General features: G+C 63.6%; 26 protein-coding genes and 1 pseudogene. 16 read left to right on the top strand and 11 right to left on the bottom strand.

What is annotated here, in order from left to right:
- The first annotated feature begins 5 nt into the window (after positions 1–5).
- Both AC1DK4_RS13695 and AC1DK4_RS13690 read left to right on the top strand, forming a co-directional pair.
- Positions 6–1,301, top strand: a complete 1,296-nt coding sequence (locus AC1DK4_RS13695; protein ID WP_441619542.1) for a DUF3734 domain-containing protein — start codon at positions 6–8, stop codon at positions 1,299–1,301.
- A gap of 33 nt (positions 1,302–1,334) precedes the next feature.
- Positions 1,335–1,491, top strand: a pseudogene (locus AC1DK4_RS13690) (epoxide hydrolase); the annotation flags it as partial.
- A gap of 351 nt (positions 1,492–1,842) precedes the next feature.
- On the opposite strand, the gene AC1DK4_RS13685 reads toward AC1DK4_RS13690, so the two are convergent.
- The 4 genes from AC1DK4_RS13685 to pdxR all read right to left on the bottom strand — a co-directional run bounded on the left by AC1DK4_RS13685 (position 1,843) and on the right by pdxR (position 5,116).
- Entirely contained in the window at positions 1,843–2,226 is a 384-nt protein-coding gene (locus AC1DK4_RS13685; protein WP_441619540.1) for a DUF6697 family protein, read from the bottom strand.
- A 145-nt stretch (positions 2,227–2,371) separates the two neighbouring features.
- Positions 2,372–3,208, bottom strand: coding sequence for a PTS sugar transporter subunit IIA (locus AC1DK4_RS13680; protein WP_477131587.1), 837 nt, complete (start codon positions 3,206–3,208; stop codon positions 2,372–2,374).
- Entirely contained in the window at positions 3,205–3,426 is a 222-nt protein-coding gene (locus AC1DK4_RS13675; RefSeq protein ID WP_441619536.1) for a DUF2188 domain-containing protein, read from the bottom strand. The genes AC1DK4_RS13680 and AC1DK4_RS13675 overlap by 4 nt, the downstream gene beginning before the upstream one ends.
- Positions 3,427–3,628: 202 nt before the next feature.
- Positions 3,629–5,116 (bottom strand): MocR-like pyridoxine biosynthesis transcription factor PdxR, encoded by a 1,488-nt coding sequence (gene pdxR / locus AC1DK4_RS13670; RefSeq protein WP_441619534.1) that lies wholly within the window; start codon positions 5,114–5,116, stop codon positions 3,629–3,631.
- 123 nt (positions 5,117–5,239) lie between these two features.
- Here pdxR and AC1DK4_RS13665 point away from each other — a divergent pair, with 123 nt between their 5' ends.
- Positions 5,240–5,878, top strand: a complete 639-nt coding sequence (locus AC1DK4_RS13665) for an FMN-binding negative transcriptional regulator (RefSeq protein ID WP_441619532.1) — start codon at positions 5,240–5,242, stop codon at positions 5,876–5,878.
- 195 nt (positions 5,879–6,073) lie between these two features.
- On the opposite strand, the gene AC1DK4_RS13660 is transcribed toward AC1DK4_RS13665, so the two are convergent.
- On the bottom strand, positions 6,074–6,670 hold the full coding sequence (locus AC1DK4_RS13660) for a flavin reductase family protein (RefSeq protein ID WP_441619530.1): 597 nt from the start codon (positions 6,668–6,670) through the stop codon (positions 6,074–6,076).
- 157 nt (positions 6,671–6,827) lie between these two features.
- On the opposite strand from AC1DK4_RS13660, the gene AC1DK4_RS13655 reads away from it, so the two are divergent.
- On the top strand, positions 6,828–8,012 hold the full coding sequence (locus AC1DK4_RS13655) for an acetyl-CoA C-acyltransferase (protein ID WP_441619528.1): 1,185 nt from the start codon (positions 6,828–6,830) through the stop codon (positions 8,010–8,012).
- 59 nt (positions 8,013–8,071) lie between these two features.
- On the opposite strand, the gene AC1DK4_RS13650 is transcribed toward AC1DK4_RS13655, so the two are convergent.
- Positions 8,072–9,868 (bottom strand): acyl-CoA dehydrogenase C-terminal domain-containing protein, encoded by a 1,797-nt coding sequence (locus AC1DK4_RS13650; protein WP_477131586.1) that lies wholly within the window; start codon positions 9,866–9,868, stop codon positions 8,072–8,074.
- Between the two features lie 344 nt (positions 9,869–10,212).
- On the opposite strand from AC1DK4_RS13650, the gene AC1DK4_RS13645 reads away from it, so the two are divergent.
- The 11 genes from AC1DK4_RS13645 (at position 10,213) to AC1DK4_RS13595 (ending at position 21,110) form a co-directional block, all read left to right on the top strand.
- The gene (locus tag AC1DK4_RS13645) at positions 10,213–10,830 is read left to right on the top strand and encodes a 2-hydroxychromene-2-carboxylate isomerase (protein ID WP_441619526.1); all 618 of its coding nucleotides are present in this window, start codon (positions 10,213–10,215) and stop codon (positions 10,828–10,830) included.
- A gap of 40 nt (positions 10,831–10,870) precedes the next feature.
- Positions 10,871–11,599, top strand: a complete 729-nt coding sequence (locus tag AC1DK4_RS13640; RefSeq protein WP_441619524.1) for an SDR family oxidoreductase — start codon at positions 10,871–10,873, stop codon at positions 11,597–11,599.
- Between the two features lie 10 nt (positions 11,600–11,609).
- Positions 11,610–13,190, top strand: a complete 1,581-nt coding sequence (locus AC1DK4_RS13635) for an AMP-binding protein (protein ID WP_441619522.1) — start codon at positions 11,610–11,612, stop codon at positions 13,188–13,190.
- The gene (locus AC1DK4_RS13630; RefSeq protein WP_441619521.1) at positions 13,187–14,173 is read left to right on the top strand and encodes a Bug family tripartite tricarboxylate transporter substrate binding protein; all 987 of its coding nucleotides are present in this window, start codon (positions 13,187–13,189) and stop codon (positions 14,171–14,173) included. The genes AC1DK4_RS13635 and AC1DK4_RS13630 overlap by 4 nt, the downstream gene beginning before the upstream one ends.
- A 52-nt stretch (positions 14,174–14,225) precedes the next feature.
- Positions 14,226–15,881, top strand: coding sequence for a class I adenylate-forming enzyme family protein (locus AC1DK4_RS13625; protein ID WP_477131585.1), 1,656 nt, complete (start codon positions 14,226–14,228; stop codon positions 15,879–15,881).
- Positions 15,878–16,513 carry a glutathione S-transferase family protein gene (locus tag AC1DK4_RS13620; RefSeq protein WP_441619517.1) on the top strand — a complete coding sequence of 212 codons (636 nt, stop codon included), beginning with the start codon at positions 15,878–15,880 and terminating at the stop codon, positions 16,511–16,513. Before AC1DK4_RS13625 ends, AC1DK4_RS13620 begins: the two co-directional genes overlap by 4 nt.
- A 71-nt stretch (positions 16,514–16,584) precedes the next feature.
- A complete protein-coding gene (locus AC1DK4_RS13615) occupies positions 16,585–17,346 on the top strand; it encodes a TetR/AcrR family transcriptional regulator (protein WP_441619516.1) in 762 nt (253 codons plus the stop codon).
- Positions 17,347–17,631: 285 nt separating this feature from the next.
- Positions 17,632–18,594, top strand: coding sequence for an NAD(P)H-dependent flavin oxidoreductase (locus AC1DK4_RS13610; RefSeq protein ID WP_441619514.1), 963 nt, complete (start codon positions 17,632–17,634; stop codon positions 18,592–18,594).
- Positions 18,595–18,857: 263 nt separating this feature from the next.
- On the top strand, positions 18,858–19,577 hold the full coding sequence (locus tag AC1DK4_RS13605; protein ID WP_441619513.1) for a hypothetical protein: 720 nt from the start codon (positions 18,858–18,860) through the stop codon (positions 19,575–19,577).
- A gap of 84 nt (positions 19,578–19,661) precedes the next feature.
- Complete coding sequence (locus AC1DK4_RS13600) at positions 19,662–20,120, top strand: MaoC family dehydratase (protein ID WP_477131584.1); 459 nt, start codon at positions 19,662–19,664, stop codon at positions 20,118–20,120.
- Between the two features lie 180 nt (positions 20,121–20,300).
- The gene (locus AC1DK4_RS13595; RefSeq protein WP_441619509.1) at positions 20,301–21,110 is read left to right on the top strand and encodes an oxepin-CoA hydrolase, alternative type; all 810 of its coding nucleotides are present in this window, start codon (positions 20,301–20,303) and stop codon (positions 21,108–21,110) included.
- A 150-nt stretch (positions 21,111–21,260) separates the two neighbouring features.
- On the opposite strand, the gene AC1DK4_RS13590 is transcribed toward AC1DK4_RS13595, so the two are convergent.
- From AC1DK4_RS13590 to AC1DK4_RS13570, 5 genes are all read right to left on the bottom strand, one after another.
- Positions 21,261–21,731 (bottom strand): hypothetical protein, encoded by a 471-nt coding sequence (locus AC1DK4_RS13590; RefSeq protein WP_441619507.1) that lies wholly within the window; start codon positions 21,729–21,731, stop codon positions 21,261–21,263.
- 89 nt (positions 21,732–21,820) lie between these two features.
- Positions 21,821–22,030: a hypothetical protein gene (locus AC1DK4_RS13585; RefSeq protein ID WP_441619505.1), complete on the bottom strand. Its 210-nt coding sequence runs from the start codon at positions 22,028–22,030 to the stop codon at positions 21,821–21,823.
- A gap of 164 nt (positions 22,031–22,194) precedes the next feature.
- The gene (locus AC1DK4_RS13580) at positions 22,195–23,577 is read right to left on the bottom strand and encodes an MATE family efflux transporter (RefSeq protein WP_441619503.1); all 1,383 of its coding nucleotides are present in this window, start codon (positions 23,575–23,577) and stop codon (positions 22,195–22,197) included.
- 98 nt (positions 23,578–23,675) lie between these two features.
- Complete coding sequence (locus AC1DK4_RS13575) at positions 23,676–24,032, bottom strand: YciI family protein (RefSeq protein ID WP_441619501.1); 357 nt, start codon at positions 24,030–24,032, stop codon at positions 23,676–23,678.
- 26 nt (positions 24,033–24,058) lie between these two features.
- The gene (locus AC1DK4_RS13570) at positions 24,059–24,967 is read right to left on the bottom strand and encodes an NmrA family NAD(P)-binding protein (RefSeq protein ID WP_441619499.1); all 909 of its coding nucleotides are present in this window, start codon (positions 24,965–24,967) and stop codon (positions 24,059–24,061) included.
- A 256-nt stretch (positions 24,968–25,223) separates the two neighbouring features.
- Here AC1DK4_RS13570 and AC1DK4_RS13565 point away from each other — a divergent pair, with 256 nt between their 5' ends.
- Positions 25,224–25,787, top strand: coding sequence for a PadR family transcriptional regulator (locus AC1DK4_RS13565; protein WP_441619497.1), 564 nt, complete (start codon positions 25,224–25,226; stop codon positions 25,785–25,787).
- Positions 25,788–25,812 lie beyond the last annotated feature (25 nt).

Below are 25,812 nucleotides of genomic sequence, written 5' to 3'. Positions count from 1 at the left end.
ACCCAGTGCGCCGCAGTCAACGCAACACGTCTCATCCCGCCGAACCGCTGGCGCTGCCGCCCTATGACGAGGTCGGCCTCGTCCTTCAGGGCGGCGGCGCGCTTGGCTCCTATCAGGCTGGCGTCTATGACGGCCTGGCCCAGGCGGGCATCCATCCCACCTGGGTGTCAGGCATTTCCATCGGCGCCTTGAACACGGCGATCATTGCCGGCAATGCCCGCGAGGATCGCGTGGAAGCGCTACGCGGATTCTGGCAGACCATCAGCCTTCCGCCCGATGCCATTGGCAAGGCCGGAGCCTGGCTGCCCGCGACATTCGGCTTCCCGGACATCGCGCGCAAGTGGTCAAGCATGTGGGCCGCCGGCCGCGCGCTGATGGAAGGCCAGCAGGGCTTCTTCCTGCCGCGTTCACCGCTCCATGGCTTCGGCGGCCATGGCGACGGGCCGAGCCAGGTGAGCTTCTATGACACCAGCGCATTGCGCGCGACGCTGCTGAAATACGCCGATTTCGATCGCATCAACGATGGCGAAATGCGCGTCTCCGTGGGCGCCGTCAATGTACGGACCGGCAACCTCGTGTACTTCGACAATACGAAAATGCGCCTCGAGCCGGAGCACTTCATGGCATCGGGCGCGTTGCCGCCGGGTTTCCCGGCCGTCGAGATCGATGGTGAGTTCTACTGGGACGGCGGACTCGTCTCCAACACCCCGCTTACCGAGATCGTGCGCGAATCCCAGCACAAGGACACGCTCATCTTCCAGGTGGACCTGTGGAGCGCGAGCGGGGCGCTGCCGGGCAACTTCCTCGACGTGTCCGAGCGGACCAAGGATATCCAGTACTCAAGCCGGACGCGCGCCATTACCGCGTTCATGGAAGGCCGCCAGAAGCATGCGCGGCTGATCAAGGCATTGCTGGAGCATGTGCCAAAGTCCGTTCGCGATACGCATCCGCTGATGCGCGAGGCGCAGCGCATTGCCGATGGCAGCGCCGTCAACGTCGTGCACCTGATCTATCGGAACAAGTTCTTCGAGGGCCACTACAAGGACTTTGAGTTCAGCGCCGACACGATGGGCGAGCACTGGACGAGCGGGCTGGACGACATCCGTGACACGCTCGCCCATCCCGAGTGCCTGGCGATTCCGAGCCACGATGTCGGCTTCGTGACGCACGACGTGCATCGGGTCGACGCGCCGGCGCTGACGGGTTCCGGTCCGCTCGACACGGAACCGGTCACGCCCGGGATGACTACCATCGACCAGCTCCCTGCGCAGGCCAACGATCCCATGACGCGGGTCGCCTGAGCGCTGCGCCACAGGGGCTGAACGCCCACCGCAAGCAAGCTGGCGTTCTTCGACGTCAAGAGCCTCGAGATTCCGGTGGCCGAGCGTATTCCCAGACGAAAGCCATGCGGCGCCGCGCAGCCGGACGGAGCGGGCCTATCCGAAGCTCATCCGCTACAACCGGGTCGACAAGGGTGGGCACTTCGCTGCATGCCATTCGCATCGGAGTCGATATGCCCAATACTTTTCATCGCGTGGGGAACGGTCCACCCCCCCGTCCTTGTTATACGTCTGGTTTGGCGACGCCCACTCGTTCGAGCCGATCGAACCCTGGTCGTCTCGCGACGCCCTCAACGATGTGTTCATGAATTTTCGAGGCTAAGGCAGCATGCGCGAGACGCTCGGCGAGTACACGATCGACGAGATCGCCGGTCAAAGAACGTAGAGCATGCCGATTGCAACAAGACAGGCTGACACGGCGATGTAATACCGGAAGCCATGCGTGCAGCCGTCGCGTTCATGGGGGGCTGCCGCCCCCGTCTGTTGCCTCGGCATAAGTGCCTCATTTCTTGGTGGTCACTGGTTTTAGCTTGATGACGCGGGAAATCTGCCCAAGCGTAAAGCCACTGTTGACGACATACGGCGCGCATGCCAGTGGCGACGTCAGCGACTCCGCCGCGGTGAAGTGGCCGAGATAACGGTACTTGTCGGTCTCCCGCCTGACAAATACCGGGATGGCTTCCGGCTGCGTTGCCAGCGTCCTGCCGGCAGCGCGAGCCGCCGCGCCACTGCTGCAAAGAATGGCCTCCGGGGCGTGAGGATTGAGGTCCTGTCGCAGACATACGGCCACTACCTTGCCATTCTTTGTAGGAAGAAATGCTTGCTTGCTACCGCCACAGACCGTATGGATAAGTTCGCGGGTGTATTCCTTGCCAATTTCAAACATAAATGATCTCCGAACGGATGCGCGCTGGAAAAAGCAGCATCAGGACAGAGACGATATCGAGATTGGCATAAATGCCACGAAGAAGCTGAGGTGTGGAGAATCAACGGCCTGTATCTTTTCTCGCCCGCCACGCAAGGGCGAGATATCAGAAGCGGTAGCTGCCAAAAAGCCGGCAGACGGAAGCCGCGTCAGGGCAGTCTCTCAGTAGCGCGCGGAAGCGTGCGTCGCAGAAGTACTGTGCGACGCTAGCCAGCAAGTGCAGGTGAGCGTTGTTATCCCATTCCGGCGAGAGGATGAAGACCAGATTGTCAACGCCACGGCCGTCTGGCGCATGAAACGCGATCGGTTCCCGGGTACGTACGTAGCATGCCAATGCTTGCGCAAGACCTCGGACGCGGCCGTGTGGGACGGCGATACCCTGACCAAGCCCCGTGGAGCCAAGCGCTTCCCGTTCCGCCAGGCCCGCCGTCACAGCCTCTGCGTCGAGGCCGAAACGGTGCGCGGCGAGCGCACCGATCTGACGAAACAATTCAGACTGGTCAGACGCGTGCAGGTCAAGTGCCACATGCGCTTCACGTAGCATTTCGCCGAGCGATCGAGGTCGCAGATCGTCAGCGCCGGGCCATTGCCTTGGACGCGCCCCATGAACCAGGTCCATCCATGCACCAGACGGCGATTCCGGGATTTCCACCGCGTGACTGAATTCAGCGCCCGGTGCCACGTCGCGAATGCGCCGCAAGGCATCGGGGATGACCACCCGCGGCAGGGTCAGGGAAAGGCGCATCCGCGAGYCCCCGGGCAGCAAGGAAAGGCTGATCGTCCAGGACTGCCCGATGCAGTCTCTTGTCAGGGCCTGGCGCAGTGGCACTGCGTGCTGGACATCGACGACGATGTGCATCGTCACGGCACGCACCGACGGCAGGGGGTGGCGTGCATCCGCCTGCTCGCGCAAAGGTCGTCGCTCGGGCGACAATGAAGTCATGCAGGTACTCCCACTGTCCGTGTGGCGTAATCAACCCGCGCACACTCCCGGGCGGCGCGATCATATGTCACCAGCGTCGCGCCCTCGGCCCGGGCTAGTACCGTCCCGGCCATGATGGCTGCCTCGCGATCTGCGTGATGCGAGTCGGCGTAACGTGCGCCTTCATGGATCACATCCCAGCCATCCCGATACGGGACAACCTGAATCTGTGTCGTCATAGACCTCCAGAACCGGATATTCACTACCAAGGAACAGATCGGTGACTGAATGGTAGAGGGAAGGAAATCAAGTTGCCGTATCAGGGCACAGTGAACGCATCAAAATGACGTAAAGGGAAAGCGCTGCCTTGGAAAGCCCCACGACACGGCGTGACTACCGCTGCGGCGACGTTTCCTGCGAGAGAAGCCACGTTCACGATTTTCATCTCGGCATTTCGACAATGACCGCGGCAAGTCGTTGAGCAGCTGTCTTCATCTGCGAAATGCTGAAGCCACCAAATCCAAGGATCAGGCCGGGGCGCCCGGTCCCGGATGCGAACATCGGCGACACTGCGCGGACGACGACACCCTCCTGGGCACTCCGTTGCGCCACCGCGCGGTCGTCCATGCCACTGGCAAGCCAAAGTACCAGGTGCATGCCTTGATCGCCGGGTTCGATCCACGCGAGATCATGGGGGAGTAGCGTTTCGAGTGTCTCGATCAACCGAAGTCGATACTCTGCATACGCGTTGCGAACCTTGCGAATGTGACGATCCAGATGGCCCTCTGCCATGAAGGCGGCCAGCACATGTTGATCCGCGGTGGGTGGGTGACGGTCGATGAGCACACGCGCACCGCAGAAGGCATCCACCAGGCTATGCGGGACGATCGCATAGCCCAACCGCAATGATGGAAACAGAATCTTGCTGAAGGTGCCCAGATAGACCACGCGGTCTGGGTCCAGTCCCTGAAGCGCGGGGAACGGATAGCCTTGATACCGCAGTTCGCTGTCATAGTCGTCCTCGATCACCCAGGCCTTGCTGGCGCTTGCCCACGCCAGCAAGGCGGTGCGCCGGGCCATGCTCAGGGGCATGCCAAGCGGATACTGATGCGAAGGCGTGACAAATGCCACGCGTGCGCGTGGCGCCATGCGCATGCCAGCTTCGACATCGAGACCTTCGGCGTCAACCGGCACCCGGACCATGTCTTCACGACGGCCCATGCTTTCGAATATTGCCGTTACGCCGCGGTATGCGGGGTTCTCCACCCAGGCCTGGTCATGCGGCCCCAGCAGGACCTGGCTTGCGAGAAACAGTCCCTGCTGGGTTCCGCTCGTCACGATGACCTGGTCCGCTTCACAACGCACCGAGCGTGACTTGCGGACGTAGCCGGCAATTGCTTCGCGTAGCGGTAGCGCGCCAAGAGGATCGGCATATCCGGTGGGCGCACCCGGGCCTCTTGCGCGCAGCCGGTTGCCAAGGCGGCGCCATATGTCGGCGGGCGCGGTCAAGCCGATCGGCACCGAGATGGCGAACGGAGCCGGTGCCAGCGCCCGGAACTCCTGCGCGATCTGCGCGAATGGGCGCGCGCGCGCAGGCATATCTGGCTCGACCGTGAGGCTGGAAACCGCGCGGGCTTCGCGGGCAGGCTGCTGCTCGGCCACGCCATGCGCGACGCTGGTCCCCGCGCCAGCTTTTGATTCGAGAAAGCCCTCGGCGACCAACTGCTCGTAGGCCTCGATCACCGTGCCCCGCGCAACCCGAAGCGAATCCGCGAGCGAGCGCGTGGAAGGCAACGCATCGCCCGCCCTGATATCGCCCCTGCGCACGGCTTCTCGTAACGCCTCCGCCACCTGGCGGCTCAGATTGCCCGCCGTGCGGTCAAGCACGCCGAATGAGGGCATTTCCGCGACTCGTGCAGTTCTTGCCATGATTCTGGTTCACAAAAAATCCACCAAACTGGATCTTAAGAATAAACCACTATTCGAGCAGACTGGGAACGGTCGCGGTCTGCAGCCGGTCACCCCGTTCACGCCCCTTCTGGAGACATCCACATGTACGTTCCCGCCCATTTCGCCGAGACACGCAAGGAAGTGCTACACGCTCGCATCACCCAGCATCCATTTGGCACGCTGATCACGCATGGCGACGGCGGACTCGACGCCAACCATATTCCGTTCGAGCTCGTAACAGGGGAGGGCGAACTGGGGACACTGCGTGCGCATGTAGCGCGGGCCAATCCGGTATGGCAGAGCGTTGCAAACGGCGATGAGGTGCTTGCGGTCTTTCATGCGGGCGACGCCTATATCTCGCCAAACTGGTATCCGGGCAAGCACGAGTCTCACGAGCGGGTGCCGACCTGGAACTACATGGTCGTCCACGCGCACGGACGCATCACGATTCTCGACGATGAGCGCTACCTGCGTGGTGTGGTCGGTCGCCTGACGCGCACGCACGAGGCATCGCAACCGAAGCCATGGAAGATGGGAGATGCGCCGAGAGATTACCTGGAGGCCATGCTCAAGGCGATCGTCGGTGTGCAGATCGAGATCACGCGCCTTGTGGGGAAAAGCAAGCTCAGTCAGAACAGGGAAACGCGGGATATTCGAGGGGCTGCCGAGGCGCTGAAATCCCGCGGGAGCTCTCCGACCGGCGACGAGATGCTGGCGCAGGCTGCCGGGAAACCGGACTAGAACGACGAGCGGCAGCGCTGCAATTCCTGATCCCAGGTCGCGGCCGCCGATGCGCCGTGATGAACGCTCACGCCAATACTCCTTAATCTTTTGGGTGTTAATATAAGCGCGGCGTTGGGCAACTGCCCCGTGGACCGCGGGCCGCCGCGCGAACCGAAGGCGTGAAAGGTGGGGCGCGGCAGTGCRCCGCGCCATTCAGCCAGCCGGATTCCGGACGATCACGGGGCCGATGGTTCCATAGACCGGGCCAGCCAGCCGGGACAGCGGACGAAGCTCCCTGCTATCGATCTTGTTCTGCTGGATGAGGCCGTCGCGTGCGTGGATGCGCACCGGCGCGGCGACGATGAAGTCCGAGGTGGGGCCGAACCGGATGGTTTGCGACAGCCTGCACTCGAGCGCGAGCGGTGCGTCGCGCAGGCGAGGCACCGAGATGTCCACGCTGGGGAGAAGCGGCAGGCCGAGCAGGGTCGTTTCGCTGATGTCCGATGGGTGCGGGAAGGCGCTGGCGTGGAGCGCGTCGACCTGAGTGTCGTCGGCGATGTGCACCACCAGTTCGCCGTTGGCGATCACGTTGCGTGCGGAGTCCTTGCGCGACCCATCGTCCTTGAACGCCATGTTGATGCCGAGCAGCGGCGGGTTGTAGCAGATGATGTTGAAGGTGCTGAAAGGTGCGAGGTTGACCAGGCCTTCCTCCGAGCGTGTCGTGACCCAGGCGATCGGTCGGGGAACGATCATGCAATTCAGAAGCTTGTAGATCTCGCCCTTGCTCAGCGCGCCGACTGACTGTTCCATTCGCATCTCCTTCGGTTCCGTTCCGTGTTTTCGAGTATATTAACAACGGTAAGATACGGCAAGGATGATTCTGTCTGTCGCCTGTCGGATCGATGATGCCGTCCTCGACTCAACTCGACTCAACTTAACTCAACCTCCCTTTTAAAGGTCCCATGCCATGACCCGTGAAGCTGTCTTCGTCTCCACAGCACGTACGCCGCTCGTCAAGTCGCAGCGCGGCGCATTCAATATCACCGATGGCCCCACGCTGGCTTCGTTCGCAGTGCGTGCGGCGGTGGACCGTGCCGGCATCGATCCGGAGATGATCGAGGACATGATCCTGGGATGCGGCTACCCGGAAGGCACCACGGGCCGTAACCTGGCACGGCAGACTGTGATCCGTGCGGGGCTGCCTGTCAGCATTGCCGGCTCGACCATCAACCGGTTCTGCGCCTCGGGCCTGAATGCCATCAGCATTGCCGCGGGCCGCATCGTGAGCGAAGGTGTTCCGGCGATGATCGCGGGCGGGGCGGAGAGCATTTCGCGTATCCGCACGCGCGAGGACGGCGAAAACGGCGTGGATCGCTGGATTGCCGAGCACAAGCCGGACCTGTACATGTCGATGATCGAAACGGCGGATGTCGTTGCGAAACGCTATGGCATCAGCCGGGAAGCGCAGGACATGTTTTCGCTCGAAAGCCAGCGGCGCACGGCGGCGGCGCAGGCCGCAGGCCGGTACCTGGACGAAATCGTGCCGTGCACGACGGTCATGGCGGTAACCGACAAGGAAACCGGTACCGTCACGCACCGCGAGGTGACGGCGGACGCGGACAACTGCAACCGTCCGGGCACCACTTACGAAGCCCTGGCAAAGCTCGAACCGGTCCGCGGCAAGGAGCATTTCATTACGGCCGGCAATTCCTCGCAGCTCTCCGACGGCGCTTCGGCCTGCGTGATGATGGAGGCGGGAGAAGCCGCGCGCGCCGGCATTGCGCCGCTGGGTGCTTTCCGGGGCATGGCGGTGGCCGGGCTGGAGCCGGACGAGATGGGTATCGGGCCGGTCTACGCGGTGCCGAAGCTCCTGAAACGACACGGCCTCAAGATCGCGGATATCGGCCTGTGGGAGCTCAACGAAGCGTTTGCTTCGCAGTCGATCTACTGCCGCGACAAACTGGGCATCCCCGATGAGCTGCTGAACGTCAATGGGGGCGCCATTTCCATCGGCCATCCCTTTGGCATGACCGGCGCGCGGCTGGCCGGCCACGTGCTGATCGAGGGGAAGCGTCGTGGCGTGAAGTATGCCGTCGTAACGATGTGCATCGCCGGCGGCATGGGCGCCGCGGGGCTGTTCGAGATCTACTGATCCCGGCGCCCGGCTGCCGGGGCGCATTGCGCGACGGCAGCCGGAACCTCTTCGGCAAACTACAGTTCTTCCAGTGCGTGGTTCATCAGCACTGACACGTCCGCGTGAATGGCTTGCCCCAGCGCGCCAGTCTGCACGAGCATGTACTCGCCATAGAATCGCGCCGTCTTGAGCTTGCCGGCGTAAAAGGCGGGAGATTCATCGCCGTCGGGCGCGAGCGCCGCGGCAGCCATTCGCAACCATGCCACACCGAGCGCGACGAGGCCGAACATCTGCAGATAGTGGCTTGCCGCGCCCGCGGCGGCCCGCGCGTCGTCACGCGCGCGCTGTTGCATGAGCAGCGTCGCGTCCCGCAGGTGGCTGGTTGCCATGTCGAGGGCCTCGCACAGCGTTGCCAGCTCGGGCTCGTCCGCGTGGCCACGGGCCAGGGCGCTGGCCGCTTCCAGCCAGTCCGCAACCACGCTGCCATCGGCCAGCGACAGCTTGCGGTGCACCAGATCGAGCGCCTGGATGCCATTCGCCCCCTCATAGAGCGGGACGATCTGCGCGTCGCGCAAGAGCTGTTCCATGCCATTTTCATGGATGTAGCCATGCCCGCCGAAGATGGTGATGCCAAGCCGGGTGACCTCCACCGCGCTGTCGCTGAGGAAGCTCTTGATCACCGGGGTCAGAAGCGCGAGCCGGTTCTCGGCGCGCGTGCGCTCGACAGGGTCGGGATGGCGATTGCGGACGTCCAGATCAATGGCCGCGTCGAGGTATAGCGCGCGAGCGCCTTCGGTCAGTGCCTTCATCGTCAACAGGTTCTTGCGGACGTCGGGATGACGGACGATGAGGTCCGGCCCGTCGTTCGCAGTGCGTCCGGAGCCCGGGGCGTAGCCCTGGCGGCGGTCCAGGGCATAGGCCCGGGCATTCTGGAGAGACAGTTCCGCCGCGCCGATGCTCTGTACGGCCACGCCGATGCGCGAGGAGTTCATCATCGTGAACATCGCCATCAGGCCGCCGTTGGGCTCGCCTACCAGCCAGCCCAGCGAATCATCGAACGCCAGTGCTGCCGTGGCCGATGCACGGATGCCCATCTTGTGCTCGATGGCTGTGCATGACACATGGTTGTCGCTCAATGCCGGCAGCGGCGTCCCGTCCCGGCGGGGGAGCGTCTTGGGGACAAGAAACAGGCTGATTCCCCGGGTGCCTGCCGGGGCGTCCGGCAGCMGGGCAAGCACGAGGTGCAGGATGTTCTCCGCGAGGTCGTGATCGCCACCGGAAATGAAGATCTTGCTGCCGTTGATACGGTAGGTGCCGTCGCCGACAGGGGCGGCACGAGTCTGTAGCCTGGAGAGGTCGGAGCCGCTGCCTGCCTCGGTGAGGCACATGGTTCCCGTCCAGCGTCCGCTCACCAGCATGGGCAGGAGTTGCTCGCGCAGTTCGTCCGTGCCGTGGGCCAGCAGTGCGCGGTACGCCCCCTGCGACAAGCCCGCATACATGCCGAACGCCATCGAGCCGGCACCGACGATTTCCCGCACCATGGTTGCCAGCGTGACGGGCAGTCCCTGCCCACCGTAGGCCGGATCCGCCGCCAGCGTCGTCCAGCCGGYATCCCGATAGACGGCGTACGCCCGCGCATAGCCGGAAGGGGTGCGCACCGTGCCGTCCTGGCGCGTGCAGCCTTCGTCATCGCCCGTACCGTTGATCGGCAACAGCACATCGCGCGCGAACACACCGGCGCTTTCCAGGATCGGGAGGACCAGGTCCATGGTTGCGTCTTCGCAGCCGGGCAGCACGGCAAGGCGCTTTTCGTAGGCGAGAACTTCCTGCAGCAGGAAGCGGAACTCGGCCAGGGGGGCTTCATAGGCGGGCATGCGGGTTCATCCTTCAGACATGGTTGGATATGGCATCAATGTTAACGATGGTAATATAAAAATCTGCGGGACGTCAGCGGACAATGGCAGCAGAGTTTCGACGCGATTGGCGCGGAAATACCGCATTGCCAGGCAAGTCGCGGAAGATGCACGGGGCCTGTGGATACGAGCAGTGCGCACCGCGACTCGCTTGCGATCTTAACGGTGGTAGTATAGGATCCATTCATTCCCGGACGGCGTCAGCAGAGATGGCGGCGCCATGCCGGAGCAGGCCGATCTGGCGAACATCCGCGCATCTGCGCATCGGTGTCGAAAGCCAGGCACATTGATCCAGGAGACAAGCCATGGCCGCATTGCGTGCCCATTTCCTATTCGATTTCGGTAGTCCCAACGCCTACCTCAGCCATCGCGTCATTCCGGCGATCGAAGACCGTACGGGCGCCCGCTTCGAGTACATCCCCATTCTCCTTGGCGGGCTGTTTCGCCTCACTGGCAATCGCGCGCCGTCCGAAGCGTTCGCGGGCATCAGGAACAAGCAGGAATACGCCCAGCTCGAGACCGAGCGCTTCGTGAAGCGCCACGGGATCACGGCCTACCGTTACAACCCGCACTTTCCCGTCAACACGATCCAGATCATGCGCGGCGCTGTGGCCGCCCAGCTGGACGGCAACTTCGACGCCTATGTGGAAGCGGTTTTCGTCGCCATGTGGGAACAGGGAAAGAAGATGGACGACCCCGACGTTATTCGGGAGGCGCTGGACCAGGCAGGACTGAATGGCGCCAGGACGCTGGCAAGGATCCAGGACGCGGACGTCAAGGAAGTGCTCCTGGCCAACACCCAGCGGGCATTCGAGCGTGGCGCCTTCGGTTCGCCCACGTTCTTCGTCAATGACGAGATCTTCTTCGGCAAGGATCGGCTGCGAGAGGTCGAAGAGGAAATCGATCGGGTCAAGGCCGGCTAACTGCCGGCACCGTCGGACACGACTACTAGGGAAGCAATTCATGAACGAGAAAAAGGCCGTGCTTGTCATCGGCGCTGGCGACGCAACCGGTGGCGCGATCGCACGACGATTTGCGCGTGAGGGATATATCGCGTGCGTGACACGGCGCAACGCGGACAAGCTGGCGCCGCTGGTCGCACAGATCGAGGCAGAGGGCGGGGTAGCCCATGCCTTCGGCTCGGACGCGCGCGACGAAGCACAGATGGTTGCGCTCATCCAGGAAATCGAATCCAGGATCGCGCCGATCGAAGTCGCGGTGTTCAACATCGGCGCCAACGTGCGTTTCGACATCCTGGAAACGACCGCACGCGTCTACCACAAGGTGTGGGAGATGGCGTGCTTCGGCGGGTTCCTCATGGGGCGCGAGACGGCCCGCGTGATGCTGCCGAGGAAGCGCGGTTCGATCTTCTTCACCGGTGCGACGGCCAGCCTGCGAGGCAGGGCGGGCTATGCCGCGTTCAGCGGCGCGAAGCACGCATTGCGTGCACTGGCACAGTCGATGGCCAAGGAGCTCGGTCCCAAGGGCGTTCACGTTGCGCACCTGATCATCGACGGTGCCATCGACACCGAGTTCATTCGCGAGTCGTTCCCGGAACGCTATGCGCTGAAGGAGCAGGAAGGCATCGTCAATCCCGACCACATCGCAGATACCTACTGGATGCTGCACCAGCAACCGAAGGATGCGTGGACGCACGAGCTCGAACTGCGTCCGTGGATCGAGGCCTGGTGACGGAGTTGTCATGTCGCACCCATCGCACTTCGCGCGGACGACGCCGGGCAAGCTTGCCGCCGTGTTCATTCCCGGTGGGCGTGAGCTTGGCTATCTGGAACTGGATGAGGGGTCCAATCGCGTCGCCAATCTCCTGCGCCAGGCAGGCATCAGGAATGGCGACGCCGTGCTCTTCGCCGTGGACAACTGCCCGGAATTCCTCTACCTCGCGTGGGGTTGCCAGCGGGCTGGCGTCATCTTTACCCCGGCATCGACCAGGTTGAGCGCGGCGGACCTTCGCTACATTGCGCGGGATTGCGACGCGCGCATGGTGGTGGTCTCGGTGACTGCCGTCGGCAGCGAAAGCCTGGCCGCGTCCGACTTCGACGCCATTCCCTGCCTCGCACTGGGCGGCGACATCCCGGGCTTCCTGCGGCTGGAGGATGCGCTGCGGGATAGTCCCGTCGCGCCCATCGCCGATCCCGCGCGCGGCAGGGAGATGATGTATTCGTCCGGATCGACGGGACGGCCGAAAGGCGTGCGCAAGCCGATTCCGCCGATTCCCTTCGACGCGATGGATCCGCGCGACGTGCCATTCGCGCGGCGGCCGGGCGCCGACGCCTCCATGGTTCATCTCTGCACGTCGCCGCTCTATCATGCGGCGCCGCACCGGGCCGTATCGGCGACGCTGGCGCTGGGCGGCACCGCGGTCGTGATGGAGCGTTTCGACCCGCTTGCCGCTCTGCACGCGATCGAGACATTCCGCGTTACGCACAGCGTATGGGTGCCCACGATGTTCCATCGCCTGCTGAGGCTGGATGCCGACGCGCGCAGCCGCTTTGACCTGTCCAGTCATCGCGTCGCGCGTCACGGCGCCGCGCCATGCCAGGTGGACGTCAAGACGGCGATGATCGCGTGGTGGGGGCCGATCCTCGAGGAGTATTACTCGGGAACGGAAGGCATCGGCGCCTGCTCCATCAGTTCGCATGAATGGCTGGAACACAAGGGCTCCGTCGGCAGGGCGACGGACGGGGTCATTCATATTCTGGACCTCGACGACGACGAAGTGCCGGCTGGCACGACAGGGACGGTGTTCTTCGAGAACCGCTCCAGCTTCGCCTACTGGAACGACGCCGACAAGACCACGTCCAGCCGCAGCAAGCAAGGGTGGTGGACCTACGGAGACATCGGGCATCTCGACGAAGAGGGCTACCTGTACCTGTCGGATCGCCGGGATTTCACCATCATCTCGGGCGGCGTGAACATCTATCCCCAGGAGATCGAGGCAGCCCTGCTCTCAGACAAGCGTGTCCTGGATGCAGCGGTCTTTGGCGTTCCCGATGAGGAGTTCGGCGAGTCCGTCCATGCGGTGGTCCACGTCGAGCGCTCGCCTGCTGCGCCTGAGACGCTCTCCGCCGAACTCAGGGCGATCTGCCGGGAGACGCTAGGTCCGGTCCGGATGCCGAAGTCGTTCTCCTTCGTCCTGGACTTCCCGCGTCTGCCGACGGGGAAATTGCAGAAGAAGGCGCTTCGGGAATCGGTGCTCGCATCGTTGCAACCGGCCCGGCCGCACACCCACTTTTCCGAAATACACGATGGAGACAGGAAATGATCAGGAAGTTATGCATCGGCGGCCTGGGCGTCGCAGTCTTTGGACTCCTTGCCACGCCCCTGCTGGCCGCTGCCGAGAAGTATCCCAGCAAGCCCATCCGGCTCGTTGCGCCGTTCTCGGCGGGCGGCGCGCTGGATTCGATGGCGCGGGAGCTGGCGCATGGCATGTCCTCGCGCCTGGGCCAGCCGGTCATCGTGGACAACCGGACGGGCGCGGCCGGCATCGTCGGCGTGGATGCCGTAGCGAAGGCCGCTCCGGATGGCTATACGCTGTCCGTCTCCCAGAGTTCGCAATTGCTGGTCAATCAGTTCCTGTACAAGAATCTTCCGTACAACCCGCGGCGCGACCTTGTTCTGGTGGCGAAGATCGCCGACTCTCCGCTTGTGCTGTTGGTGAACCAGAAGGTACCCGTCAAGGACGCCAGGGAGTTGCGCGCCTACCTGAAGGCGAATCAGGGCAAGCTGTCCTATGGCTCCTGGGGTGTCGGAACCGTCGGCCATCTGAGCGGCAGCAAGCTCAACGAAGTGACCGGCGCGCAGATGGTGCATGCCTCCTATCGTGGCGAAGTGCCGATGGTGCAGGATCTTGCCGCCGGCAATGTGCAACTCGGCTTCGCCACTGCGTTGCAGGCCAGCGTCTTTCTCCTCACCAACAAGGTAAAGGCGATCGGCGTGACCGGCACCAGCCGGCTTCCGAGCTTGCCCAATGTGCCGACGCTGGCGGAGCAGGGCTTCGATGAAAAGCTGTTCAAGACGGTCGGCTGGTCCGCGATTGCCGCGCCTGCCGGCACGCCCAAGGAGATCGTCCAGCGCCTGGCGGACGAGTTCCAGCTGGCTGCCAATCGTCCGGAGGTCAAGAAGCGTATCAGCGAACTGGGCTTTAACGTGAACTACGCGGGGCCGGCGGAATTCGCGGCGCTCTATCAGCGCGAGCTTCCGGTATGGGAGAGCGTCGTGAAAGACTCCGGCGCCTCGCTCGATTAAGGTCTGCTCCACTCTCAACACGCACAGGAAGCACAAGGAAGAGGAAGGCAACATGACGTCATTGGCAGTTGGGCAGCCGGGCATGGATCTGGCGAATCCCTATGAAGGCTGCGACATCGCATCGTGGCTCGTCGAACTCGCTCGTCGCCGCGGCGCCCATCCGTTCCTGGTCTGGGAGCCAATGGACGCAGAGGGGCGCACCTATACGTATGAGGCGTTTCTCGACCTCGTCCGGAAGCTCGCCGGCGGTCTCGCATCGCGTGGGGTGAAGCCGGGAGACAGGGTGATCGTCCATATGGAGAATTGCCCTGAGACGATACTGATGCGCTTTGCCTGCGCCTGGTCGGGCGCCGTATGTGTGGCGACAAACCCGCTCGCGGCCGGTCCGGAGGTGGCGTACTTTGCGCAGTCCTCAGGGGCCGTTTGCGCGGTCACGCAGCCTAAGTTCGCGGACATGTTCGCGGAGCACTGCCCGGGCCTGTCATGGATTGCCGTTGTCGATGAGGGGCCGGCAGATTCGCACTCGCGCGCAGAGACGGATCGAATGGTGCCCTTTTCCTCGCTAATCGGCGAGCCRCTTCCGCAACGCATCGCGGACCCTCTCGCGCCGGCATCGGTGATGTTTACCACCGGGTCGACCTCCCGGCCCAAGGGGGTCATGTGGACGCATGCCAATGTGCTCTGGGCGGCGGAAGCAAATTGCCGGCAGCAGGAAATCCGGGAGGACGATATCCACTTGCTCTTTCTCCCGCTGTTCCATGTCGTGGGCCTCTCGTGGTGCTTCTTCTCGACCATGTGGGCAGGCGGGACCATCGTTCTCCAGCCCGGCTTCTCCCGCAGCCGATACTGGCCCGTGGCGATGAAACACCGGGCGACCGTCGGCTCGCACGTTCACTTCACGCTGGCGGCCCTGCGGGCCGAGCCGGTTCCTGACCACGCATTCCGCCGCTGGGTGACTTCCACGCACGACCRTGCAGCGATGGCCCACTATGGCGTCGACATGGTTGCCGGCTGGGGGATGACGGAGGTGCTGATCCAGGTGCTGGTCTCCCGGCCGGAGCAGGGGGCGCTCACGGGAGGCATCGGACGCCCGAGCCTTTTCTGCGGCGTCAAGGTTGTCGATGACAATGGTTCTCCGGTCCGTCCTGGCGAAGCGGGCAACCTGCTGGTGAAGGGGGTGCGCGGGCTGTCGATCTTCCGGGAATACGATGGCGATGTCGCGGCGACCGATGCATCCTTCGATGATCAGGGCTTCCTGATCACCGGCGACCGTGTCCGCCTCAAGGAGGAAGGATGGTTCGAGTTCACCGATCGCGTCAAGGATGTGATCAAGGTGCGCGGCGAGAACGTGTCGGCCGCCGAGGTCGAAGCAGTCATCCTGAAAGTCCCCGGTGTACGCGAGGTGGCAGTCGTCGGCAAGGCGAGCGAGATGCAGGGTGAATACGTGGTGGCGTTTGTCGGGCAGGCGGCCGGGCTGTCGGACGACCAGGCGCAGGCGCTGCCCGGCACGATTCTCGAGCACTGTTCGCGCAACATCGCCCGCTTCAAGATTCCGAAGGAAATCCACGTGGTGGCGAAGCTACCCCGTATCGGCATCGGCAAGCTTGCCAAGGCGACATTGCGGGAATGGGCTGCATCAGGCGGCGTCGGGCAAGCGGGCCAGGGCGCGCCGCGCACGGCATTTGAAAGCGAGGAGCGCCGGGAATGAGGGAGCTCTATCACTGTGCGAGGTCGCGGTCGTTCCGGCCGCTATGGATGCTTGAAGAGCTCCAGATTCCCTACGCGCTTCACCTGCTTCCGTTCCCGCCGCGCGTCCGGGCCAGGGAGTACCTGACGGTCAACCCGCTCGGGACAGTCCCGCTCTTTATCGACGGGGCCGTCAGGATGACCGAGTCGAGCGCGATCTGCCAGTACCTGGCCGACGTCTATGCGCCGGACCGGCTTGGCATCCGGCCTGGCGACGCTGCGTACGCCCGCTACCTCAACTTCCTGAGCTTCGGGGAAGCCACCCTCACATTTCCCCTGGCCGTCTTCATGCGCTACTCCCGCCTCGAGCCGGATGCGCGCAAGCTGCCGCAGGCGGCGACCGACTACAAGCGGTTTTTCCTGGGGAGATTGCGCGGTGTCGAGGCAATCGTAGGCGAGGGGGAATACATCTGCGGGGATCGCTTCACAGCTGCGGATATATCGATTGGCTACGCGCTGCAGTTCGCGGCCATGAAYGGCCTGGAGAATGAGTTTCCGGTGGCCGTCGCACGCTACTACGAACGCCTGCGGGCCAGGGCCGGATACCAGCGGGCGCAGCTTGCCGAATCCAGCGCGGAAAACGAGGCAGCATAGCAAACCTTGGGCCGGATATCGCCGGGTGGAAGTTGTCTTTCCCCAACCTGACTAGTGTTAAGATCGCCGACATGGAAGACACTGCACGAGCCAGGCGCGCGGTCCGGACAAAGACCACCGCGGCGCGCAAACCGGCGAAAAACGAAGAAGGCGCGGCCGATCCTCCCGCTGCGAAACGCGCCCGCGCGGCAAACGCAGAGAGCGCGGAGCTGGCCGGGGCGCGCCCTTACCATCACGGCAACCTCCGGGAAGAGCTGGTGCGTTGCGGCAAGGAACAGCTCAAGGAAGTCGGCCTGGCGGAGTTGAGTCTGCGGCGTATTGCCAGCAGCGTCGGCGTGTCGCAGGTCGCGCCCCGGCACCATTTCGGCAACAAGGAAGGCTTGCTTGCGGCCATCGCGGCCAGCGGCTTCCGTGATCTCACGGAATTCCGTCTCTCGCACCTGCGCCCGAGCATGTCCCCCGAGCAGCGGCTGCGCTCGCTGTTGTCGTCCTATGTGGCCTTTGCGAAGCTGCACCCCACGCTGTTCCATCTGATGTTCGCCCCGCAACTATTCTCGGCGGAGTCCCACGCCGAACTCGATATAGCGGCGAGCCAGTCGTACCAGACGGTCGCTCGGGCTACCGCCGAATACCTTGCCGAGAACGGCAACACGGACGAGGACAAGGCCCATGAAGTAGCCCGCGTCGCATGGATGTCCATGCATGGCGTCGCGACGCTGATCATCGAAAAGAGGATCAACCCCTGGGGCGCGCCGAAAGTCAGCCGTGAGCAACTGGTCAACCAGGCACTCGATCTCATCTTTTCCGGCATCAAGGGCCGGATTGGCATCTAGCCGGAACGCCGGCTCTTCTCCTCGCTGGCCAGCTTCCTGGCTCAGCACGCCAAACGCATTTTCGGAACCACCCTGTTCGGTCATCGCCGCGCGGGGGCTTCTGCATGCGCTTGCCCTGGCGATCTGGTTTTCAATCCTGGCGGGAAAGACAACTTGCCAACGCTTAGGGTCGCCTGATGGCATGTCGTTCGGCGGTCTGCGGCATGCAACGACTTGCAATCTATATTACCGGTGTTAAGATGAGGCCGTGCGCCTGTACACAGTGTGTTAGCTTCGGAGAAAACCATGGCTCTACCGTCCGTCCTCGCGAATCGCCTTTCGCTTCCCGTCGTCGCCTCGCCGCTCTTCATCATCTCGAATCCGGATCTCGTCATTGCCCAATGCAAGGCCGGAATCGTCGGTTCCTTTCCCGCGCTGAACGCGCGTCCCGAGGGCGCGCTCGACGAATGGCTGGACAGGATCTCGACGGAATTGGCCGAGCACGATGCGAGGCATCCGGATCGTCCTTCCGCACCGTATGCCGTCAACCAGATCGTTCACAAGTCCAACAATCGCCTCGAAGCGGACATGGCGATATGCGAAAAATACAAGGTTCCGATCGTCATCACCTCGCTCGGTGCACGTGAGGAAATCAACGATATCGTGCATGGGTGGGGCGGGATCGTGCTGCACGATGTCATCAACAATACCTTCGCGAGGAAGGCGATCCAGAAGGGGGCCGATGGCCTGATCGCCGTGGCGGCGGGTGCCGGCGGACATGCCGGCGTGCTGTCCCCCTTTGCGCTGATCCAGGAGATCCGCGAGTGGTTCGATGGTCCTCTGCTGCTATCGGGGGCGATTGCCGGCGGCAATGCCATCCTGGCGGCGCAGGCAGCGGGCGCTGACCTTGCCTACATAGGGAGCGCCTTCATTGCCACAGAAGAAGCCAGCGCCGTCGATGGCTACAAGCAGGCTGTGGTCGAGAGTGTTGCTTCCGATATCGTCTACACGAACCTGTTCACGGGCGTGCATGGCAACTATCTGCGCAAGAGCATCGTGGCAGCCGGCCTTGATCCGGATGAGTTGCCTGAATCCGACCCTTCGGCGATGACCTTCGGGTCGGGCGGCAATGCGAAGGTCCGGGTCTGGAAGGACGTATGGGGCGCAGGACAGGGCATCGGGGCAATCAAGGAAGTGGTCCCCGCTGCCGACCTGATTGGCCGCTTCCGGGAAGAGTACAAGCAGGCGCGCAATCGTCTTTCGCTGTAAGGCAGGTACCGCGAATCGTTCTCCCCACCAAGGAGCGACGAGGAGCAGCGAAACTTGCAATTTGAAAGTTCCGCTGATTATCATGAAGGCAACTAGCCGGCGACCGCCAGAACAAGTCGCGCAGGCGACAAAAGTGGCCAGACCCGGCCTTTTCCTGCGCGGCCAGCGGTGGCCGCGCGAGGGACCCGCAAGATGCTGATTGACGACTTGTCGCGGCCGGTCTCACGGCCCCCGGATCTTTCGGGCGATCAAAGGAGTTGCACTTGAACAAGCTGTTGGCAGAAGTCATTGAGGCACATGGTGGCCTTGAACGATGGAACAAACTGAGTTCGGTGACGGCGACGCTCGTTACTGGCGGGGGATTGTGGGGGATGAAGGGCCTGGTGCAGGACCCCACTCCCCGTGAGATGACAGTTGCGCTCCACGAGCAAACCGCCTCCGTCTTTCCGTTCGGGCAGCAGGACTGGCGCACTGCCTTCAGGCCAGACCGGATAGCGATCGAGACCACCTCGGGCGCGACCGTTCGCGAGCGCGCCAATCCCAGGGCCTCGTTCGCCGGCCACGGAATGGACACGCCGTGGGATCCGCTGCACCGGGCATACTTTAATGGCTACGCGATGTGGACGTACCTGACGACGCCCTTTCTCATGGCGATGCCTGGGTTCGATGTCACCGAGATCCCGCCATGGCGGGAGGGCAGGGAGCTCTGGCGTGGGTTGCGCGCGCAGTTTCCCGACCACATTGCCAGCCATGGCAATGTGCAGGATTTCTACTTCGGCGACGACTTGCTGCTGCGCAGGCATGACTACCATGTCGATGTCGCGGGCGGCTTCCCGGCTGCGCAATATGTCCACGATATCGTGGAGGTGAACGGCCTTCGTTTTCCGACCAGGCGCCGTGCCTATTTGCGTGGCCCCGACCTGCAACCGATCCGCGACCTGCTGCTGGTCTCGATCGATCTCAGCCATTTTCGCTTTGGCTGAGGACGTGCGAGACCGCGGCTGCCGCGCAGATGTGGCATCGCCCGCCAGACGGTCGGCCATGCGCGGAAATATGTAGGAGCAAACATGAACATCCAATACATCGAGGATCTGGCGCCGGGCCAGAAATACGGTTCAGGGCGGCTGCCCGTCGAACTGGACAGGATCAAGTCCTTCGCTGCCGAGTTCGACCCGCAGCCTTTCCATCTCGACGAATCGGCCGCCCGCGATACCTTGTTCGGCGGCCTGGCCGCGAGCGGCTGGCATACAGCGGCGCTGACCATGCGCTTGCTCGTCGACGGCGAACTCCGGCCCGCGGGCGGCATCATCGGGGCGGGTTTTGAGGAGCTGCGTTGGCCCAAGCCGGTGCGGCCTGGAGATGCATTGCATGTCGAGAGCGAGATCCTGGAGGTGCGGACGTCCAAGTCGCGTCCTGACCAAGGCATCGTGAAAGTACGCATCACAACCTTCAACCAGCATGACGAACCCGTGCAGGCCGGCGTCGTCAACCTGGTCGTGCGGTGCCGTCCCACTGGCAACGCGTAGACGGGGGAGCGCCATGAAGAGTTGATACCCGATGCCTGCGCCATGGGAGGCCGCTACGACGCGCGGCCGACTCCCGTTGAGTCGCATGGCCTATTGCCACCCGCAGCTCCGTGAGGGGCAGCGCGCTGCCCGACAGACTGCCGGCTGATCAAACCTCGCCCCGCGTACAGAATTCACGATATGACCACCTTCTCCTCTTTGCTGCAGCACACGGACGGCCGCGTGCTGGTGCTCACCATCAACAATCCCGGTAAGCGCAACGCCATCGCGGCAGACCTCTATGACAACATCCGTGCCGCACTGGCCGCTGCCGCGGACAATCCGGAGATTGGCGCGATCGTGCTGACCGGCGCCGACAATTACTTCTGTGCCGGCGGTGACCTGGAACTGATCAGCAAGCGGCGGGAACTGACCTATGAGGAGCGCATCGAGCGCTTGGGACACCTGCACGACGTGGTGTGCAAGCTGCGCGACTTTCCCAAGCCGATCGTGGCGGCAGTCGATGGTGGCGCGGCGGGCGCGGGTTTCTCGCTGGCATTGGCTTGCGACCTGTTCGTGGCATCCGCCGGTGCCGCCTTTTCGATTGCCTATGTGAAAGTGGGGCTGACGCCGGATGGCGGCATTACGGGCCTCCTGGCGCAGAGCCTGCCGCGGCAGTTGCTGACGCAGCTGGCGTTGACCGGCGATCGCATCACGGCGGAGCAGTTGCAGCAGTTCGGCGTCGTCAACCAGCTGGTCGAGGCCGGGCAAGCCGGCGCGGTGGCGATCGCGCTGGCGGCGCGGCTTGCGCAAGGGCCCCGGCAGGCAATGGGGGCGATCAAGGCGCTGTGCCGGCATGCCCATGAGCGCACGCTCGACGACCAGCTGGAAGCCGAGCGCATCGCGATGGCCGTGGCCCAGGGCGGCGCCGAAGCCGCCGAAGGCATTGCTGCATTTCTGGAGAAGCGGCCCGTGGATTTTGCCAGCGTGCGCCGCGGCGCAGCTGGCTGAGCACATCGCCACCGGGGCCGCCGCCAGGCCCCGCCATGCTTTTCTCCCCGGGCAGCTTCGGGTTCCTGGCAATGCGGGTGAGCATGAGGGAAGGGGCCACCACTCTTTGCGAGAAGAGACTTCCCCATTGCGCTTCCGGGCGCGCATGACTCAATCCGGGCTGTGAGGCGACTTCGAAGGAAGAACGTCGCCATGCTGCGGGCGAAGGAGAATGCGGCCGCCACACCCGTACCGTCGTGCGGGTGGCCTGGGGCTGTCGCGCATGGCGAATTCCTCTGCAACCGTGCGAATGACGAGCCCGCATGAGTGCCGGGTAGCAACACAGATGCACACGAACATCATGAAGAAGCCGAAGCCAGTAAGCCACGTCAGGTCGGTGCCGGGCCCGTGGCAGTCGTAGAGGCATTTGGGCCTTCCCTTGCTGTCGGATAACGGCTCGAGCAAGGCCACCAGCCACCAGCCGAGGTAGGTGAGGGAAACCGGCAACAGGGCGATCAGATACTTCGCCCACCACCGCAGCTTGCAGCGAAGCAGCCGCAGCAGCCGCAGCAGCCGGATAGCCGGCCTGTCGAGCGCCGCGTCCAATGCAACTGCCAGATTCCCAAGGCCACCTGTCTTCATCCATGCCCCCGTCGCACCTCGATTGCTCTCAATGTCCGCCCGCGGCAGAACGCGGGCGGGTCGCAGATGACCAGTCTCCAGACGCGCCCTCAGACGCGATACCCGTAGAGTGTGCCGTCGGCTTCGCGCGCGTTGTCCAGCGGGTCGCCCGCAAGTTCGCTGCGGGCATTGCCGTTCGGCTGAACCGTGCCGGCCGGTGGCCCCCCTGTGTGGTCATTGACCGTGGCCAAAGCCACGCTGGCGGCAGCGGCGAAAGCGGCGACTGTAATCGCCAGCATTGGCATGCGTGTGCGGATCATCTGAACTCCCTTGGTTGAATAGGAAAGGACTGCCTGCAGCAGGAATCTTGTAGAACGCAGGTTTCATGAGCGGTTGGCCAGCGGCTGCACGCATACCTGCGAGCGCCGCCCGAGGCCCCCGGGCAGGCGCGGCCAGTTGAGCGGCCTGGCCAATGCCCTGGTGTCTAGCGGTCCCAGCGGGTCCGCAGAAATCCAAGCAGACTGATGGTCGCTGCCACGACAATGCTGGCGGCCACCAGTACGAAAGCGGTATGCAGGCTCGCGTAACCTTGCAGGACCAGCACCATGGCAGCCAGCGCAAATACGAAGCGCACCACGCTTGCGATCATCGGCCAGAGGATGCGTTGTGCCCCCTGACCTGCAAAGTAGAGCTCGAAGATCACGCCAATCACCGCGTAGAACGGCGCTACCACATGCAGGTATCCTGCGCCGGCCGCCACAACGGTGCTGTCGCTGGTAAACAGGCCTAGCCACAGCTGCGGGAAGAGGGAGACAACGAGCCCGACTATGCCAACCACGCCGGCAACGAACAGCACGTTCACCATCGCCGCGCGCCGGGCACGCGCCACGTTGCCTGCGCCCAGGTTCGTGCCAACCAGCGTGATCGCCGCGGTTCCGAATCCGAACATCACCGGCACCAGCAGCATATCCAGGCGGGAGGCAATGCCGTAGCCGGCGATGGCGGTGACGCTCACGGCGCCGGCGGCAGCGGTCAGTGCGGTGACGGACATGGCCGACATGACGGCGTTGATCGCCGACAGCAAGCCGACGCCGAGGATCGCGCTGAAATGCTTACGTTGCAGGGGATAGCGACGCAGGCGCAGCGTCGACGAGGGCGAACGCATGTAGAGGACCACAACGCTCAGCGCGGCGATATTGCACAGCACTTGGGCGACGCCGGCGCCCGCCACGCCCATGCGCGGCGCGTCCAGCCAGCCGTTGATCAGCACCGGTGACAGTATCAGGCCGGCGACCGCGCCGCCCAGTATGATCATCGCCGGCACCTTGACGTTGCCGGCTCCGCGCAACGCCGCCTGCAGTAGCAACAATATCCAGAATGGGATCGCACCTCCGAACAGGAGGTTAGAGTAGCGCACCGCCTGGTCCAGCGATGGCCCGCTGCCGCCAAGGCTGCGGTACAGAGCCGGGCCGGCCAGCACCACCACCAGGGAGAACAGTCCGCCTGCTATGGCGGCGATGACCACCGCATGCCAAGCCAGGCTTTCCGCCTCGTCCCGGCGGCGGGCGCCGGTGGCGCGGGCGATGGCCGAGGACACGCCGCCGCCGATGCCGGCACTCGCCATCGTGGCCATCAGCACCGTGACGGGAACCACAAGCGATGCAGCGGCAATCGCTTCCAGGCCCAGTGAGCTGACAAAATAGGTCTCGGCGACACTGAGCAAGGTCGTCATGAACAGCACGACGACTGTCGGCAAGGCAAGGCGGATCAATGTCGACAACAGCGGACCGTGGAGCAGTTTGTTGGCCGGCAGGTTGTCAGGAGGCGGAGACATCTTCTCGGCCTGACTAGCAAGAGTAGCGGACATGATTTTTATGTAAGCCAAGAAGAAGGGACCGCCCGACAATGGCCGGGCGATGACAGTGCCATATGCAAGCGCCGACGCGCGCCTACGCGCCTACCCGCCTACCCGCGGATAATCGGCACGACCGGGATGACTTCCGTGTATCCGGCCGATGAGCTGGGGCTGCGTTCAGCCCAGTTCAAAGCCTCCTCCAGCGTCTCGACATTGATCACCACAAAGCCGCCAAACAGTGCGTGCCCGTCCGGAGATGGGCCATCCTGGACCTGGCGCTGGCCGTCCCGCACCCGCACGGTGCTGGCGTTGCGCGGATCGAGCTGGGTGCCGACCCGCATGACGCCGGCGCCCGCCATGGCGTCCATATATTGTTTCCACGCTAGCGAGACTTGCTGCCCTTTGAGCGGATCGGCGTGGATTTCATAGCTGTTCGGTGGCTGTTGAAAAGCGAGAACAAATTCCATCGTTGCTTCCTTTTTGAAAGGGAGGATCAGGCAGGCGTGAACGCGGCCGCGTGGCGGCGAGCGAATTCGGCGGCGGAAATCGGCGCACGGCCGACTAACTGCTGGAAGGTGTCGGTCATACGGTCGTAGCGGTTGTCGCGATGCAACTGGGCCATGATGACCAGGTGTGAGATCAGATGCGCCGGCTGCTGGAACTCCTGGAGCTTGGCCTCCCAGATCTGCGGTGGGACGTTGAGGTATTGGATGGTGCGGCCCAGAGCGCCGCTGAACTCCTGCGCGAGCTCGGCCATCGTCAGCGACTGGGGGCCGGTCAATTCGTAGATCTTGCCGATATGCGGCTCTGGGTTGGCCAGCACAGCAGCGGCGGCAGCCCCTACGTCGGCGGCGGCGATCGGCGAGGTCTTGCCGTCGGCGAACGGCAGGCGGATGGCGTTGTCGTCGCGGATGCCCTTGGCTGCCGGCAGGAACAAGCCTTCGAAGAAAGCGGTTGGGCGCAGGTAGACCACCGGCAGGCCGGACCAGCGCAGCATCTGCTCCGCGAGCCAGTGCTGCTGCTGTTGCGGGCTGCCGGTGGTCTCTGTCTCGCTCATCTGTGACAGCGTCATCTGCGACAGATTGACGAAGGCCTTCACACCCAGGCTTTTGGCTGTGACCGCGACGGTGGCGGCTGCTTCCAGGTATGTGGGCGATACCGACATCGTGAAATACACCACGGAGCAGCCTCGCATGGCCGTGCGCACGGCGACTATGTCGAGCATGTCGGCGACCACGACTTCGGCGCCGAGGTCACGCAGCATGTCGGCGCGCGCGTCGAGCTTGCGCACCATGGCGCGCACGCGATGGCCTTGCTCCAGCAGGATGCCGATGGCCGCGCGCGCGGTCGAGCCGACGCTGCCGGCGGCGCCGGTGACGAGGATGGTTTCTTGGGACATCATTGTCTTCCTTGTATCAATGAGCGAAGTGAAGCCGGTGTAGCTGATGCTGTCGGCACCTGCCGGCGCCGCCTCGGCCAGGCAACCTTGGCGCTCGGAGGCGGCCGCACCCGGTCGACGCTGCTACGCCTGGCGCAGTCGCTGGCCGGCGAATAGGGTAAAATCGGCTATGTGGAAAAATACATAGTGTCACGGTTTTTTGACTATGTCAAAAAAAACATAGTCATCCCGCGTGCGCGTTTGACGCAATCAAGGAGCAATGCGAGTGAGTGATCTGAAGGAAGCCAAGGCAAGCAAGGAAAAACCGCTGAAGCATGTTCTTCTTGCCGGGATACATAGCCAGCCACGTTCCGGCTACGAACTGACCAAATGGCTGCAGATGGCGGGCCAGCATTGCTGGTCGGTAGAGCACAGCTCGGTGTACCCGGCTTTGCGAGAACTGGAGACGGATGGACTCATCAAATCGGAGCGCTTGCCGGGAACGCGCGGGCCGGAACGCTCGATCTACAGCATGACCGATGCTGGACGCGAGAAGCTGACGGCTTGGGTGGCGAAAGGTTCACCGCGCCCGGCCATCAAGGACGAACAGATACTGCGGGTGTTGTGCTTCGATTTGCTGCCGCGCGAGACAGCGTTGCAGCAGATCCGCGAGGTGCGTTCGGACCACCAGGCCCAGCTTGAGTTCTTTCTCGCAAGGCAGGCCGTGCTGACCGAGCAGCAGCCTGGACCGCTGCTGGTGACACGCCGCGGCGTGCTGGCCGAACAGGCCTATATCGCTTGGTGTGACGAGGTGGAGGAAATGATCGCCCGCAGGCCAGCCTGAGGCCCCGCCCGAACCCAGGCTGGCG

This window comes from Cupriavidus sp. 05N38 (genome assembly GCF_056397345.1).
This window is presented reverse-complemented; position numbering and strand designations above follow the sequence as displayed.